At 70.3% G+C, this 15,638-nt stretch carries 16 protein-coding genes; 15 read left to right on the top strand and 1 reads right to left on the bottom strand.

The window, feature by feature from the left end; translation table 11 throughout:
* Positions 1 to 2 precede the first annotated feature (2 nt).
* The 4 genes from ACFFCN_RS02815 to ACFFCN_RS02800 all read left to right on the top strand — a co-directional run bounded on the left by ACFFCN_RS02815 (position 3) and on the right by ACFFCN_RS02800 (position 4,909).
* Positions 3 to 377: a YraN family protein gene (locus ACFFCN_RS02815; RefSeq protein WP_375489517.1), complete on the top strand. Its 375-nt coding sequence runs from the start codon at positions 3 to 5 to the stop codon at positions 375 to 377.
* Positions 377 to 1,912: a YifB family Mg chelatase-like AAA ATPase gene (locus ACFFCN_RS02810; RefSeq protein ID WP_375489516.1), complete on the top strand. Its 1,536-nt coding sequence runs from the start codon at positions 377 to 379 to the stop codon at positions 1,910 to 1,912. Before ACFFCN_RS02815 ends, ACFFCN_RS02810 begins: the two co-directional genes overlap by 1 nt.
* Positions 1,900 to 3,162, top strand: coding sequence for a DNA-processing protein DprA (gene dprA, locus ACFFCN_RS02805; protein WP_375489514.1), 1,263 nt, complete (start codon positions 1,900 to 1,902; stop codon positions 3,160 to 3,162). The genes ACFFCN_RS02810 and dprA overlap by 13 nt, the downstream gene beginning before the upstream one ends.
* Before the next feature lie 628 nt (positions 3,163 to 3,790).
* Positions 3,791 to 4,909 carry a tyrosine recombinase XerC gene (locus ACFFCN_RS02800; RefSeq protein WP_375489512.1) on the top strand — a complete coding sequence of 373 codons (1,119 nt, stop codon included), beginning with the start codon at positions 3,791 to 3,793 and terminating at the stop codon, positions 4,907 to 4,909.
* A gap of 36 nt (positions 4,910 to 4,945) precedes the next feature.
* Here ACFFCN_RS02800 and ACFFCN_RS02795 read toward each other — a convergent pair whose 3' ends face one another.
* Positions 4,946 to 5,542 carry a M23 family metallopeptidase gene (locus ACFFCN_RS02795; RefSeq protein WP_375489510.1) on the bottom strand — a complete coding sequence of 199 codons (597 nt, stop codon included), beginning with the start codon at positions 5,540 to 5,542 and terminating at the stop codon, positions 4,946 to 4,948.
* A gap of 391 nt (positions 5,543 to 5,933) precedes the next feature.
* Between ACFFCN_RS02795 and rpsB the strand changes: the two genes are divergently transcribed.
* From rpsB to ACFFCN_RS02740, 11 genes are all read left to right on the top strand, one after another.
* Entirely contained in the window at positions 5,934 to 6,821 is an 888-nt protein-coding gene (gene rpsB / locus ACFFCN_RS02790) for a 30S ribosomal protein S2 (protein ID WP_375489508.1), read from the top strand.
* A gap of 64 nt (positions 6,822 to 6,885) precedes the next feature.
* Positions 6,886 to 7,704, top strand: a complete 819-nt coding sequence (gene tsf / locus ACFFCN_RS02785) for a translation elongation factor Ts (protein ID WP_375489506.1) — start codon at positions 6,886 to 6,888, stop codon at positions 7,702 to 7,704.
* Between the two features lie 69 nt (positions 7,705 to 7,773).
* Entirely contained in the window at positions 7,774 to 8,550 is a 777-nt protein-coding gene (pyrH, locus tag ACFFCN_RS02780) for a UMP kinase (protein ID WP_375489504.1), read from the top strand.
* Positions 8,547 to 9,104, top strand: coding sequence for a ribosome recycling factor (gene frr, locus ACFFCN_RS02775; protein ID WP_375489502.1), 558 nt, complete (start codon positions 8,547 to 8,549; stop codon positions 9,102 to 9,104). The genes pyrH and frr overlap by 4 nt, the downstream gene beginning before the upstream one ends.
* A 4-nt stretch (positions 9,105 to 9,108) precedes the next feature.
* Entirely contained in the window at positions 9,109 to 10,158 is a 1,050-nt protein-coding gene (locus ACFFCN_RS02770) for a phosphatidate cytidylyltransferase (RefSeq protein ID WP_375489500.1), read from the top strand.
* A gap of 5 nt (positions 10,159 to 10,163) precedes the next feature.
* Complete coding sequence (locus ACFFCN_RS02765; protein ID WP_375489498.1) at positions 10,164 to 10,736, top strand: uridine kinase; 573 nt, start codon at positions 10,164 to 10,166, stop codon at positions 10,734 to 10,736.
* Positions 10,737 to 10,764: 28 nt separating this feature from the next.
* Positions 10,765 to 11,922 (top strand): 23S rRNA (adenine(2503)-C(2))-methyltransferase RlmN, encoded by a 1,158-nt coding sequence (gene rlmN / locus ACFFCN_RS02760; RefSeq protein WP_375489496.1) that lies wholly within the window; start codon positions 10,765 to 10,767, stop codon positions 11,920 to 11,922.
* A gap of 68 nt (positions 11,923 to 11,990) precedes the next feature.
* Positions 11,991 to 13,046 (top strand): ABC transporter ATP-binding protein, encoded by a 1,056-nt coding sequence (locus ACFFCN_RS02755; protein ID WP_375489494.1) that lies wholly within the window; start codon positions 11,991 to 11,993, stop codon positions 13,044 to 13,046.
* Position 13,047: 1 nt separating this feature from the next.
* Entirely contained in the window at positions 13,048 to 13,764 is a 717-nt protein-coding gene (locus ACFFCN_RS02750; RefSeq protein ID WP_375489492.1) for an ABC transporter permease, read from the top strand.
* Between the two features lie 4 nt (positions 13,765 to 13,768).
* Complete coding sequence (locus ACFFCN_RS02745; RefSeq protein ID WP_375489490.1) at positions 13,769 to 14,506, top strand: ABC transporter permease; 738 nt, start codon at positions 13,769 to 13,771, stop codon at positions 14,504 to 14,506.
* 50 nt (positions 14,507 to 14,556) lie between these two features.
* Positions 14,557 to 15,543, top strand: a complete 987-nt coding sequence (locus ACFFCN_RS02740; protein ID WP_375489488.1) for a glycine betaine ABC transporter substrate-binding protein — start codon at positions 14,557 to 14,559, stop codon at positions 15,541 to 15,543.
* The last annotated feature ends 95 nt before the right edge of the window (positions 15,544 to 15,638 follow it).

The raw sequence follows: 15,638 nt of genomic DNA, 5'->3' as shown, positions 1-15,638 counted from the left end.
ACATGCGAGTCAAGGACGCCGTAGGCCGATTCGGCGAGCAGGTTGCTGCCGACCTCGTGTGCGAGCGCGGCATGCAGATCCTGGACCGCAACTGGCGCGGGCCGGGTGGGGAACTCGACATCGTCGCCCGGGACGGCGCGACACTGGTGTTCGTCGAGGTCAAGACCCGGTCCTCGCGCGCGTACGGGCTGCCGGCCGAAGCCGTGGACGCCCGCAAGGCGGCGCGGATCCGGCGCCTTGCCGGGCAGTGGATGACCGCACACCGCGATGGCGGCGGTGTGCCGTTCTGGCAGACCGTGCGCTTCGACGTCGTCTCGGTCATCCGTGATCGCGCCGGCTCCGCGCTCGACGTCGACCACCTCGTCGGGGCGTTCTGATGGCCCTCGCCCGCACCCGTGCCGTCGCGCTGACCGGCGTGACGGGGCAGCTGGTCGAGGTCGAGTGCGACATCTCCGCCGGCCTGCCCGGGCTGTCGTTCACCGGCCGGGCGGACACCTCGGTAGTCGAGTCGCGCGACCGCATGCGGGCCGCGATCGTCAATTCCGGTGCCGCGTGGCCGAACCGCAAGGTCACGGTCGCCCTGCTGCCGGCGGACGTGCGCAAGATCGGCTCCCGGTTCGATCTCGCCATCGCGATCGCCGTGCTCGCCGCAGCCGAGCAGGTCCGTGCCGACGCGGTCGACGGCGTCGTGTGGATCGCCGAGCTCAGTCTCGAGGGACGGTTGCGTCCGGTGCGCGGCGTCCTGCCGGCCGCGCTCGCCGCTCGCGAGCACGGCGCGCGGCGCATCGTGGTCGCGCGGGAGAACGCCGCCGAGGCGTGTCTGGTCGACGGTGTCGACATCCGCGCGGCCGACTCGTTGCGCGACATCGTCCAGTGGCTGACCGGCGAAGGTCCCGCGCTCGAGCCGGTGGCCGACCAGCACGGCGGTTCCGCCGCCGGCGAGTACGGGCCGGATCTGCTCGATGTGGCAGGTCAGCAGACCGCCAAACGCGCACTGGAGATCGCCGCCGCGGGCGGGCACAACCTGATGCTCGTGGGCAGCCCGGGCGCGGGCAAGACGATGCTGGCCGAGCGACTGCCGGGCCTGCTGCCCTCGTTGGAGGACGCCGCGGCCCTCGAGGTCACCGCGGTGCACTCGGTGGCCGGTCTGCTCGACGCGCAAGCACGGCTCGTGCGGCGCCCGCCGCTGCAGGCGCCGCATCACACCGCATCGGCGGTGGCGCTGGTCGGCGGCGGCCCACACCTTGCCCGGCCGGGCGCGATCAGCCTCGCCCATCACGGCGTGCTGTTCCTCGACGAGGCATCGGAGTTCGCGCCGAGCACGCTCGATGCGCTGCGGCAACCGCTCGAGACCGGACACGTGGTGATCCACCGCGGCGGGGGAGCGGTGCGCTATCCGGCGCGGTTCCAACTCGTGCTGGCTGCCAACCCGTGCCCCTGCGCCCGGCCGGGCGTGCAGTGCATCTGTCCGTCGCTCGTGCGCCGCCGGCACGAGCAACGCCTGTCCGGCCCGCTCATGGATCGCATCGACCTGCGCGTCGAGGTCGACCCGGTCAGCCAGAGCGACTTCCTCGATCCGCTGGCCAAACGTGACTCCAGCGCGACGGTTGCGCAGCGCGTGCTCGAGGCCCGGGCGCGCGCCACACGGCGCTGGACCGGTACGCCGTGGCGGTGCAACGGCGATGTCCCGGGCGCGGAATTGCGTTCGGCGCGGTGGTTGCTCGGCGCGCCGGTGCTGGGCGGCGCCTACGACGCCCTGGCGAAGGGCACGCTGACTGCCCGCGGCTTCGACCGCGTGTTGCGCATCGCGTGGACGATCGCCGACCTCGCCGGCACGCCGCAACCCAGTGTGGAACATGTGCGCGAGGCGCTGTACTACCGCACCGGGAGGTCGCAGCAGTGGGCGGCGTGACCGAGCAGGTGCTGCTCGCCCGGGCCCTGCTCAGTCGAGTAGCCGAGCCGGCCTCGATCCCCGTGTGGGACGCGGTACGCAAGCGTGGCGCGGTGCGGGTGGCCGCCGAAGTGTGCCGCCTCGCGGAGGCGACCCGCCTCGACGACACCGAGTCGTTCACGCCGGAGCAGCAGGAACTCGCGAAGGCCACCGCGGCCCGCGTAGACGGCGCGGATCCCGGTGCCGACCTCGAGATCGCTGCCCGGCACGGCGTTCATCTGGTGGTGCCGGAGAGTGCGGAGTGGCCGCACTTCACGCTGTCCGCGCTCGAGGCGGCAGGCGTGCGCCGGCTGCGGACGTGGAACGCCGGAAAGCGCGACATCGCCGAATACGGCGAGCCGATCCCGCCACTGTCGCTGTGGGTGCGCGGCGGCGGCGACCTCGCCACGCTCGGCACGCAGTCGGTCGGCATCGTCGGTTCGCGAGCGAGCACGCCGTACGGCAGCCATGTCGCCGGTGACCTCGCGGCCGGCCTGGCTCGACGCGAGTTCACCGTGGTGTCCGGCGGCGCGCACGGCATCGACGCCGCGGCGCATCGCGGGGCGCTGGCCGTCGGCGCGCCGACGGTCGTGGTGTCCGCCGGCGGCCTGGACCGTCCCTACCCGGTGTCCAACGCAGCCCTGTTCGACCGCGCCGCCGCACAGGGACTGCTCGTGTCGGAGAGCCCGCCGGGCTGCGCGCCCCGCCGGCACCGCTTCCTCACCCGCAACAGACTGATCGCGGCATTCTCGACCGGCACCGTGGTGGTCGAGGCCGCGGCCCGGTCGGGTGCCATGAACACTGCCGGGCACGCGCAACGACTCGGCCGGCCGGTCATGGCGGTGCCCGGACCGGTGACCTCGACGATGTCGGCGGGGTGTCATGTGTTGCTGGCGAACTCGGACGCGCCGGCCACATTGGTGACCTCGGTACGCGACGTCGTGCAGGTCATCGGCCGGATCGGCGACGAGGCGGCGGACGAGAGCCGCGTACCGAAACGCGGCACGACCCTGCAGCAGGCGCTCGACGAGCTCGATCCGGCCACCCGGTTGGTGTTCGACGCGATGCCGGCCCGGCGCGCCGTGCGGCCCGACGAACTCGTCCGCGTCACCGGCCTGCCGCTGCCGACCGTGCTGGGTGCATTGCCCGATCTCGAGACGCGCGGCCTCGTCGTTGCTGACGGCGCCGGGCACCGCCTCGCGCCCAGCGACCGCAACGCCGCCGAGCACTGACAGTGCCCACCGGGTGCGGTTCGGTAGTCACGGGAGGCCCCAAAGAGTGCCGAACTCGTCTAGTTACCGTCTATGTCGCCAGAGAAGTTGAGCAGCGCAACCACCGCGTGCAATTGTTGTTCGATTGGTGGATGCTGACTTCGGTACGGCCGAACAGATGAGCGGCATGATGCGCCGCTGACGCTGGCAATGTGTGCCTTTGCGTCAGATCGCATTCGGGGGGTGCGACCGTGCACGATGCAGCGCGACGAAGCCGGGCAGGCGCTCGCCTGGACGACTCTTGGCGCTGGATGCCGCCCTCATCCGGTATGCGGAACCGCGTGCGACGACGCACAGAAGCCGGGCGCCTCACCACCTAGACCCCCGTGGCCGGGCCCGGTCGAACCCCACCCCGACCGGGCCCGGCTGCGGGCCTACTTTTGCTCCATCGACACCGCCACAAGCCCCCGCGGCCGGGGCCGATCGAACCCCCACCCCGTTCGGTTCCGGTCGCGGGCCCAGCGGTGCGTGACGCCTCGCTACCGCCCGCCCCGACACTGCGGTTGGGCTACCAGCGCGCAGCTGCCTGTCTCCCGCACTCCAGCGTGGCGCCTTGACCCGGCGCGCCGGTCTCGCGCACCGTCAGAGCGTGGTCACCGCAAACTCGCCGGCGCGCCCGGACCGACAGCAGCTGCGCGCGGACCTGCCGGCGGCACTGCAGCGCGCAGCGGCCGACTTCGAGCGGCACCTGCTGCTCGAGCGCGCTCGTTCCGCGCACACCGTCCGCGCCTACGTCACCGACCTGGTCGGCTTTCTCGACCACCTGGCAAGACTCGGCGGCACCGAGGTCGGCGACATCGACCTGCACATGCTGCGCAGCTGGTTGGCGATCCTGCGTACTCGCGGGATGTCGCGTGCGAGCCTGGCCCGGCACGCCGCCAGCCTGCGGACCTTCTGCTCGTGGGGCCAACGCACCGGCCTGCTCGACGCCGACCCCGGCCAGCTGCTCGCCAGCCCGAAAGCGCTTCGCACGCTGCCCGATGTCCTGCGTGTCGACGAGGCCAACCGGATGCTGGACGTCGACCCTGCCGGTGCGTCCGAGGGGCCGGACGCCGGCGCGCGCGAGGCTCCGGACGCCGGCGCGCCCGAGGGGCCGGACGCCGGCAGGGACCCGGTGACATTCCCAGCTGTCGGCCGGCCGGCGCGGCCGGAGCCCGACCCCGCCGGCGCGCAATCGGTGCAGGCCGACCGCGGCGCAGCAGCGATCGGGCTACGGGACCAGCTGGTCGTCGAATTGCTCTACGCCACGGGTATCCGGGTGTCCGAGCTGGTCGGGCTGGACCTCGACGACGTCGACCGGCGCCGCCACGTCCTGCGAGTTCTCGGCAAGGGCGCGAAGGAGCGCACCGTTCCATTCGGCGCTGCAGCCGACGACGCGCTCGATGCCTGGCTCGCGCACGGGCGCCCCGAGCTCCGGGCGGCACACTCCGGGGCCGCGCTACTGCTCGGCGCGCGCGGCGGGCGACTCGACGCCCGCGCGGTGCGCACGATCGTGCACCGCCGGGTCGCGCAAGTGCCCGGCGCACCGGACATCGGACCGCACGGACTCCGGCACACCGCTGCGACGCACCTGCTCGAAGGCGGCGCAGACCTGCGCACCGTGCAGGAGCTGCTCGGCCACGCCAACCTGTCCACCACGCAGATCTACACGCACGTCTCCGTAGAACGACTCCGGCGCACCTACGCACGCGCGCACCCGAGGGCCTAGCGCACTCGTGCCTGGCCGGCGTCGCAGAGGCGCCGGCTATGGAGCCGGTCCGTGCCAGGGCAGCAGACGCACCACCCCCAGCCGCTGCAGGAGGGTCAGCGGGTCGAAGTAGGCGCCGGCCCGGCGTGCGCCCCAGTGCAGGCAGCTGCCGGCACATCCTCGATGCGCGCCGTCGAGTGCACCGAGCACTTGGCCGCGGGCAACGCGGGCGCCCGCGTGGACCAGCGGCCGGACCGGCTCGTACTCGGTGCTGACGCCGTCGGCGTGCCCGACCACGACGACGCCCCGCCCCGCCACCGAGCCCGCGAAACTCACCACACCGGCGCCCGCCGCAAGCACCGGCGCGCCCGGCGTCGTGCGTAGGTCGACGCCGAGATGTCCGGGCCCGTACCGGGTCGCGGGTGGGTCGAAGCCGCGCACGACCTGCAACCCGCTGGCCAACGGTGCGGAGTAGCTGACAGCCGCGGCAACGACCGGCGCCGGCGACGGGTCTGCGAACGCGAATCGGCCGGTGGCATCGCTTGCCGCAACACCCGGTCCGCCGGCAGCAGCCGAGCCGGCGGCCGGCGCGCCCGAGATCAGCACGGCGACCAGCACCGAAATTGCGAGTGTTCCGGCGCCCGAACGATGCATGTGTGCAGCATCGCCGCGGGCGGTGACCCGGCGGCGACGTTCCCGCGCAGCTGTGGACGACGGTGCCGACCGTCCACAACATCGTCGTGGCCCTTGTGCCCGGGCCTGCGGACGGGTAGCGCCGGTCGAAGAACGCCACTGGACCGGCTACTATGGGCGACGCAGCCTGGGCAACCGGGCTGACTTCGCGTGTCCGCCTCCTGATCGCAAGAGGGAGGTTGGCGGCCAGCCTCGGTCCGTAACGACGTCAGTCCACACGGCCCCCTGGTTCGCGACACCGGGCACCAGGGCGGTCGGCTCACCGAGCCGGTCGCAACAACCGAGGCCGCGCGCAGTGTGGCGGAACAGTTCGCCGACGCTGCGCGCACGAAGGACGAGGAGAACGACAGGCATGGCCGTCGTCACCATGAAGGAAATGCTGGAGTCGGGTGTCCACTTCGGCCACCAGACCCGGCGCTGGAACCCGAAGATGAAGCGCTTCATCCTGACCGAGCGCAACGGGCTCTACATCATCGATCTGCATCAGACGCTGAACTACGTCGACCGCGCGTACGAGTTCATCAAGGAGACCGTCGCGCACGGCGGAACGGTGCTGTTCGTCGGCACCAAGAAACAGGCGCAGGAGTCGATCGCCGAGCAGGCCACCCGCGTCGGCATGCCGTACGTCAATCAGCGCTGGCTGGGCGGCATGCTCACCAACTTCCAGACCGTCTACAAGCGGCTGCAGCGGCTCAAGGAGCTCGAGGCGCGCGAGCAGGCCGGCTGGGAGGGCGTGGCCACCAAGAAGGAGCAGCTCATGCTCACCCGCGAGATGGTGAAGCTGAACCGTTCCCTCGGCGGCATCCGTGAAATGACCAAGGTGCCGAGCGCCGTGTGGGTCGTCGACACGAAGAAGGAACACATCGCCGTCGGCGAGGCCCGCAAGCTCAACATCCCGGTCGTCGCGATTCTGGACACCAACTGCGACCCCGACGAGGTCGACTACAAGATCCCGGGCAACGACGACGCCATCCGCAGCGCCGCGCTGCTGACCCGCGTCATCGCCGACGCCGTCGCCGAGGGCCTGCGCGATCGCGCCGCCCAAGCGGCCAACGCGGGCCGCAGCGACAAGTCCGAGGGCGCCGACGGTCAGCTTGCCGCCGACGAACCGCTCGCCGAGTGGGAGCGCGATCTGCTCGCCCCGACCGGCGGCGACGCAGCTGCTCCCGCGCAGTCGGCCGCGGCCGCCGGCTCGGCTGCCACCGCGGACGCCTCCGCGGACTCGGCCCCCTCGGCCTGACGCGCCGGGGCGGGCACCCGCCACGACACACGTCATCACGAAGAGAACGGACAGACAGAACACCATGGCGAACTTTTCGGCCGCAGACGTGAAGAAGCTGCGCGACCTCACCGGCGCCGGCATGATGGAGTGCAAGAGGGCGCTCGAGGAGGCCGACGGTGACGTCGACCGCGCCCGCGAGATTCTCGTGATCAAGGGCAACGCGAAGAACGAGAAGCGCCAGGAGCGCGAGGCCGCCAACGGCCTTGTCGCCGCCGCAGAGGGCGCGATGATCGAGCTGGCGTCCGAGACCGACTTCGTCGCGAAGAACGAGCAGTTCCAGACGCTCGCCGGCGACATCGTCACGCACTTCGCGGCGTCGTCGGCCACCGACGCCGACTCCCTGAAGGCCGAGACGCTCAAGGACGGCAAGACCGTCGAGGAGAGCGTGCGTGAGCTCGCGGCGGTCATCGGCGAGAAGCTGGAACTGCGCCGGGCCGTCAAGCTCGACGGCCAGGTCGCGACGTACCTGCACCGCAAGGCGTCCGACCTGCCGCCGCAGGTGGGCGTGCTCGTGCAGTTCGCAGGCTCCGACCCCGAGGCGGCACGCGGTGCGGCGATGCAGATCGCGGCCCTGCGCGCCAAGTACCTGAGCCGCGACGACGTCCCCGCCGATGTCGTAGCCGACCAGCGGCGCGTGCTCGAGGAGAAGACCCGCGAGGAGGGCAAGCCGGAGCAGGCGATCAGCAAGATCGTCGACGGCCGCCTCAACGCCTTCTTCGCCGACAACGTGTTGCTCGAGCAAGCGTCGGTGCGCGAGGAGAAGCAGACCGTCAAGCAGGTGCTCGACACCGCGGGCGTGACGATCGACAAGTTCGCGCACTTCGAGGTCGGCGCCGCCTGACCGGCGCGCGCCGCTAGGGTCGGCGCGGACGTTCACGCAGTACTCGTGGCACGAGGAGAAGGGGTCGCCATGACACGCACCGAGGCGGCCCCTTCGTCATCCGATGTCGCGGGGCGCGGCTACCACCGCGTGCTGCTGAAGCTCTCCGGCGAGGTGCTCGGCGGCGGGGCGATGGGTGTCGACCCCGGCGTGGTGCGCTCGATCGCGCGCCAGATCGCCGAGGTCGTCTCGGACGGCACGCAGATCGCCGTCGTCATCGGCGGCGGCAACTACTTCCGCGGTGCGGAGCTGTCGCACGGCGGCATGGACCGCGACCGCGCCGACTACATGGCGATGCTGGGCACGGTCATGAACTGCCTGGCGCTGCAGGACTTCCTCGAGAAGGAAGGCGTCCCGACCCGCGTGCAGACGGCGATCGCCATGGGCCAGGTCGCCGAGCCCTATATCCCGCGGCGCGCTGAGCGGCACCTCGAGAAGGGCCGGGTCGTGATCTTCGGAGCAGGCGTCGGCATGCCGTACTTCTCCACCGACACCGCGGGTGCGCAGCGGGCGCTGGAGATCGGCTGCGACGCGCTGCTGATGGGCAAGAGCGGGGTCGACGGCGTGTACGACGCCGATCCGAAGAAGGTCCCCGACGCCACCAAGTTCGACGAGATCGGCTACGACGACGTCCTGCGCCGCGGCCTGACGGTCGCCGACGCCACCGCATTCAGCCTGTGCCGCGACAACGCGATGCCGATCGTGGTGTTCGAGCTCGCACCGGGCAACATCGCTCGCGTCGTGCGCGGTGACAAGATCGGCACGCTGGTCCATGCCAGCGCACCCAGTGGAGGGACGCACCGGTGATCGACGAGATTCTCTTCGAGGCCGAGGAGAAGATGGAGAAGGCGGTGCATGTGGCGCGCGACGACCTCGCGGGCCTGCGCACCGGACGCGCGAATGCCAGCGCGTTCGCCCGCCTCGTCGTCGACTACTACGGCGCGCCGACGCCGATCCCGCAGATGGCAACGGTCAACGTCCCCGAGGCGCGTATGGCGGTCATCAAGCCCTACGACGCCAGCACGCTGGGGGCCATCGAGAAGGCCATCCGCGACAGCGATCTCGGTGTCAACCCGACGAACGACGGCCAGCTCATCCGGGTCGTGTTCCCGCAGCTGACCGAGGAGCGCCGCCGCGACCTCGTCAAGGTGGCCAAGGGCAAGGGCGAGGACGCCAAGGTGTCCATCCGGTCGGTGCGCCGGCACGCCAAGGACGCGTTGGACAAGATGGTCAAGGACGGCGAGTCGGGCGAGGACGAGGTGCACCGCGCGGAGAGCGAGCTCGACAAACTGACCTCCGGCTACGCCGCCCGCGTCGACGATGCGGTGAAGTCCAAGGAAACCGAACTGCTCGAGGTCTGACCGCGTGCCGGACGAGCGCGAACCGATCGAAGACGCCCAGCCGCAGGACGCCGCTCGGTCGCCGCTCGGCCGGGCACGGCGCCTCGGCGGTCCCGCGGTTCAGCAACGCACTGCCGCGCCGGTGCCACGTCGATCCGGCCCGCTGCGGGCAGCGGCGCCCGACGCTGTGGCACCCGGGACTGCCCCCCCGGCCGCTGCACCCGAGGCCGCTGCACCGGACGACGTGACCGCGCCCGGCGCACCCGGGTCCCGGGCGGGACGTAACCTGCCCGCGGCGATCGGCGTGGGCGTCGGCCTCGGCGCGGTCATCCTGGTCAGCCTGTTCGCCTACCGGCCGAGCTTCGCGGTGATCGTCGGGCTCGCTGTCCTCTACGGCTGTTGGGAGATGACGCGGGCGTTGCGCTCCGCGCAGGTGCACGTGTCGCTGCTGCCCGTGGTGGTGGGCGCGGCGGCAACCCTCGTCGCGGCGTGGGAGCGCGGGCCCAGCGGCCTCGTGCTCGCCGTGCTGCTGACGTTCGTCGCGGTCCTGGCCTGGCGGATCGGCGACGGCGCCGAGCACTACGCGCGCGACGTCGCCGCGTCGGCGTTCACGATCGCGTACCTGCCGATGCTTGCCGGCTTCGCCGTGCTGCTCGCGCACCCGCACGATGGCGCGGCGCGGGTGCTCGCGTTCGTCGCCACCGTCGTGTGCAGCGACACCGGGGGATATGCGACCGGTGTGCTGTTCGGCAAACACCCACTCGCGCCGATCGTGTCGAAGGGCAAGACGTGGGAGGGATTCGCCGGATCGGTCGTGGCCTGCGCCGCGGCCGGCGTGCTGTTCTGCACGCTGACCTTCCACGAGGCGTGGTGGAAGGGCCTGCTGTTCGGTCTCGCGATCGTCGTCACCGCCACGTTGGGTGATCTCGGCGAGTCGATGATCAAGCGCGACCTGCAGATCAAGGACATGGGCGCGCTGCTGCCCGGGCACGGCGGTCTGATGGACCGGCTCGACTCGTTGCTGCCGTGCGCTGCCGTCGCGTACCTGCTGCTGTCCGCGTTCGCGCCGGTCTGACAGCTGTGGCGCCGCGATCGGTGTCCGCGGCCGAGGCGATCCGCTACATCCTCGACGTCGCGCACCGTCGGCCTGCGCAGACGGTGTGGATCGGTGTCGACGGGCGCGGCGCGGCCGGTAAGACGACCTTCGCCGCGCGGCTCGGCGGCGCGTCGTCGCGGGTGAGCGTCGTACACGTCGACGACCTGTCGGGTCCGCACGTCGCCGAATGGGATTGGCAGCGGTTCGAGCAGCAGGTCGCCGCGCCGCTGCGGGCAGACCACGCTGCCCGCTACCAACGCTGGAGCTGGGACGCCGACCGCGCCGCCGAGTGGCACGACATCGCACCGGGGCGCGTCGTCGTCGTCGAAGGCGTATCGGCCACCCGCGCCGAGGTGGACGTGCCCTGGGACGTGCGGGTATGGGTCGACGCGCCGCGCGACGTGCGGTTGCACCGTGCTCTCGCCCGCGACGGCGTAGCGATGACGACGCGCTGGCTCGAGGACTGGATGCCGTCCGAGGAGGCGTATGTCGCTCGCGACCACCCCGACGAGCGGGCGGATCTGCTGGTCACCGGCGTCGATGCAGCAGACCCGTGACGTAGCCGTTTGCGAGAATGGACGTGTCATGACTTCCTCGTTGCCGCTGGTCTTTGCGGCGCCCCGGCGCACCCCGCCGCCGCGCCACCTTGCCGACCTCGCGCCCGACGCACTGCGCACGGCCGTGACCGAGTGCGACGTGCCCGCCTTCCGCGCCGACCAGTTGGCGCGCCAGTACTACGGCCGGCACGTCGCCGATGTCGCCGCGATGAGCGACCTGCCTGCGGCTGCGGCGGACAAGCTCGGCGCGGCGCTGCTGCCGCGACTGCTCACCGATGTGCGCACCGTCACCACCGACGACGCCATGACGCGCAAGACGCTGTGGCGCCTGCACGACGGCGCCCAGGTCGAGAGCGTGCTGATGCGGTATCCGGCACGCACCGCGTCACGCGAGCGCGTCACCGTGTGCATCTCCAGCCAGGCCGGCTGCGGCATGGCCTGCCCCTTCTGCGCGACCGGGCAGGGCGGCCTGACCCGCAACCTGTCGACGGCCGAGATCGTCGACCAGGTCCGCGCCGCGGCCCGGGCCACCGCGGACGGCGTGCTCGGCGTACCGGGCCGGCTGTCCAACGTCGTGTTCATGGGGATGGGGGAACCGCTGGCGAACTTCGCGCGGGTGCGCGACGCGGTGCGCCGGCTCATCGACCCCGTGCCGCGCGGTCTCGGCCTGTCCCGCCGCTCCGTCACCGTCAGCACCGTCGGTCTGGTGCCGGCGATCGAGCGGTTGGCAGCTGCGGAACTCGCCGTCACGCTGGCGGTGTCGCTGCATGCACCGGACGACGAGCTGCGCGACACACTCGTGCCGGTCAACACGCGATGGCCTGTCGCCGAAGTGCTCGCCGCGGCGGACCACTACGCCGCGGTGACCGGTCGCCGGTACTCGATCGAGTACGCCATGATCCGCGACGTCAACGACCAGCCCTGGCGGGCCGACCTGCTCGGCGACCTGCTGCGCCCACGGATGGCGCACGTGAACCTCATCCCGCTCAATCCGACTCCCGGATCGGCGTGGGACGCCTCACCGAAACGGGTCGAACGCGAGTTCGTCCGGCGGCTGCAGGAACGCGGAGTAACTGTCACCGTGCGTGACACCCGCGGACAAGACATAGACGGAGCGTGCGGGCAATTGGCCGCCAACGGCGGAAAAGCCGCAAAACAAGGGCAACGAATAGTGACGTCAACGTGATCCAGTGGGGTTAACCGTGTGGCTATCATGTACCGACTCTGGTAGCTCGAAGGGCGGAAATACTCCACGTGACGAACACCGAGCCTGCTTCCTCGACCGCGGCGCAAGCCGCCCCCAAGGGAGCCGCGGCAGCACCGCTGGAGTTCCGCGGTGTGTCCAAGCGATATCCCGGCCAGGAGACCCCGGCCATCAACGACCTGTCGTTCACCGTGCCGGCCGGCGAGGTGTGCGTGCTCGTCGGACCGTCCGGGTGCGGCAAGACCACTGCCATGCGGCTGGTCAACCGGATGATCGATCTCAGTGACGGCGACATCCTGCTCGACGACCGCAGTGTCATGGATCGCAATCCCACCGAGCTGCGCCGCGAGATCGGCTACGTCATCCAGCAGATCGGTCTGTTCCCGCACCTGACCATCAACGGCAACATGGCCGTCGTGCCCCGGCTGCTCGGCTGGGACAAGAAGCGCGCCACGGCGCGCTCGGCCGAACTGCTCGAGCTCATCGGCCTGCCGGCCGAGATGGGCAGGCGGTATCCGAGCCAGCTGTCCGGTGGTCAGCGCCAGCGTGTGGGCGTCGCCCGTGCGCTCGCCGCCGACCCGCCGCTCATGCTCATGGACGAACCGTTCGGCGCAATCGACCCGATCAACCGCGACCGCCTGCAAAACCAGTTCCTGCGCCTGCAGAGCGAGCTGCGCAAGACGATCGTCTTCGTCACGCACGACATCGACGAGGCCATCAAGATGGGTGACAAGATCGCCATCCTGCGTGAGGGCGGCGAGCTCGTGCAGTACGACAGCCCGGACGCGATCCTCGCCAACCCGGCCAACGATTTCGTTGCGCAGTTCGTGGGAGCCGACCGCGGCCTGAAGCGCCTGGCGCTCACCCGCCTCTCCGAGGTCGAGTTGGCCGACCGGGAAAGCTCCGGCGGCGAGCAGATGAGCGACGAGTCGCTGCGGACCGAAGCCAGCCTGCGCGACGGGCTGTCGCGGATGATGACCGAGTCGTCCTCCCGCGAGGTCGTGTTCGACGGCGACGGGCAACCTGCCGGCTACGTGACGATGGACATCATCCAGGCGGTGCTGCGCGAAGGTCGGCACGACAGCGTCGCGAATCAGCCGGCCTGACGTGAGCTTCGTCGCCGGTAGCGGGCCGGTCATCCCGACGTTCCAACAGTCGTCGTGCATCAAGAACAACCGGGTGTTCTGCTGGGACTACTTCAGCTCGCACTGGGACAGCGTGTTCAAACCTGCGTTGCTGCAACACATCGGGATGACGGTCGTGGCCGTGGTCATCGGGTTCGTGATCGCCTTCACGCTGGCGGTCCTCGCGCACTTCGCGAATTTTCTCGTCGCGCCGGTCACTTTCTTCGGCAGCCTGCTGTACACCATTCCGTCGCTGGCTGCGTTCGAAGTGCTGGTCCCGATCACGGGCATCAACTACGTCACCGTCGAGATCGCGCTGGTCGCGTACACCTTGCTGATCTTGTTCACCAACACGCTCGCCGGTCTGTCCGGCATCTCGCCCGAGGTGCTCGACGCAGCACGGGGCAGCGGGCTGACGAGATCGCAGATCCTCATGCGGGTGGAACTGCCGCTCGCGCTGCCGACGATCGTGGCCGGCCTGCGCGTCGCGACCGTGACGGTCATCTCGCTTGCGACCATCGCCGCGTTCAGCCTCATCCCGAAGGGCTTGGGGCAGCCGATCTACGACGGTTCGCAACGCAACATCAACACCGAGTTCATCGCCGCGGCGGTCATGTGCATCGCGTTGGCCCTCATCGCCGACGCGCTGCTCGCGGGCGGCCAGCGACTGCTCACTCCCTGGACCAGGCGGAGGCGGTGACGCGATGAGCAACGACTTCGTCCAGGCATTCACCTTCATCGGCGACAACCACAGCTACGTGCTGGGTCGCGTCTGGTCGCACCTGGAGATCTCCGGCATCGCCGTCGGCATCGCGGTCGCTATCGGATTGCCGATCGGCATCGTCCTCGGCCACTTGCACCGGCTGTCGTTCCTCGCGATCAACATCTCCAACCTCGGCCGGGCGTTGCCCAGCCTGGCGATCCTGGTGATCTTCCTGCCGATCGTCGGTGTCGGGGAGACAGATGTGATCATCGCGCTGGTCATCCTCGCGTTCCCACCGATGCTCACCAATGCCTACGTCGCCATCGACGGCGTCGATCCGGAGACGGTCGACGCGGCGAAGGGCATCGGGCTCAGACCGTGGCAGGTGCTGCTGCGCGTCGAATTGCCGCTCGCGCTGCCGCTGATCTTCGCCGGCGTCCGCACCGCCGTGGTGTTCGTCATCGCCACGGCCACCCTGTCCGGCTTCTTCGGCGGCGGCGGGCTCGGCGACATCATCTCGAACGAGGCGTCGTTCCACCTGTCCGGCGTCATCGGCGGCACGTACGTGCTCATCGCGCTCGCGTTCATCTCGCAATTCGTCTTCCTCGGTCTCGAGCGAGCCGTCACACCGACCGGTCTGAAGCTGCAGGCGCGCGGATTCCGGTCGAGCACGCAGACCCAGGTGCTGCTCAACGAAGCGGGCGGCAACGTTGCCGCGGAGTCGACCGACGCCGCGTAAAGCCTCGCCCGTTGTGGGTATCGGGTGCGGTTGAAGGAAAAGGAGAAATGGTGATCAGAAGTCGAATGGTGGCTCGCGCCGCAGTCGTCGGCATGGCCGTCGTCAGTGCGGCCACTCTCGCTGCCTGCAGTTCCAGTGGCAGCGGCGGCAGCAGCGGCAGCAGCGGCGGAAGCAGCAGCAGCAGCGGCAGCAGCGGGGGCGGCAGCACCTCCATGCCCGGTAAGGGCAAGCCCACGTTCATCATGGGCGACAAGAACTTCGCCGAGGAGTACCTGCTCGGCGACCTCTACCAGCAGGCGCTCGAGGCCAAGGGCTACAAGGTTCAGCTGAAGCCGAACCTCGGCAGCTCGGAGATCGCCGACGCTGCCCTGCAGTCCGGCAAGATCGACGGCCTGCCGGAGTACACGGGCGTCATCTACACCGAGCTCGCGAAGCTCGGTGACCAGCCGAAGACGGCGGCGATCACGCTTGCCGGCGCCACCAAGTACGAGGCCGGACGCGGTGTGACGGTGCTGTCGCCGACACCGTTCCAGGACAAGGACGGCGTCGCCGTCTCGAAGTCGTACGCGGCCAAGTACGGGCTCAAGACCATCGGTGACCTCTCCAAGGCTGGCTCGTTCACCTACGGCGGTCCGCCGGAGAACCGCACCCGCTACCAGGGCGTGGTCGGTCTGAAGAAGGCCTACGGTCTGAACAAGCTGCAGTTCGAGCCGTTGACGATCGGCACGCAGTACTCCGCCCTCGACCAGGGGAAGATCAACTCGATCGCGATCTTCACCACCGACGGCCAGTTGGCCTCGGGCAAGTACGCGGTCCTGACCGACACGAAAGCCATCTTCGGCTTCCAGCAGGTCGTGCCCATCATCAAGACCAGCAAGCTCAAGCAGATGGGCCCGGCGTTCTCGCAGACGCTGAAGCAGGTGAACGACCTGCTCACGACGCAGGCGATCATCGCCCTCAACAAGGCGGTGCAGGTCGACAAGCAGGACCCGGCGAAGGTCGCGACCGCGTTCCTGAAGGCCAACCACCTGGCCTGACGCAACTCCGCTCGACATGACGGCGGCCCGGTCCGAAGGCCCCGGCCGCCGGTGGTGTTTCGGCGTGCCGCCGGTGCTCCTCGAAAAGGGGCGCC

The sequence above is a fragment of the uncultured Jatrophihabitans sp. genome (assembly GCF_964246335.1).
Classification (GTDB): Bacteria; Actinomycetota; Actinomycetes; order Mycobacteriales; family Jatrophihabitantaceae; genus Jatrophihabitans.
Note: the sequence above shows the minus strand (reverse complement) of the source record. Positions and strands in the feature narration are given on the sequence as shown.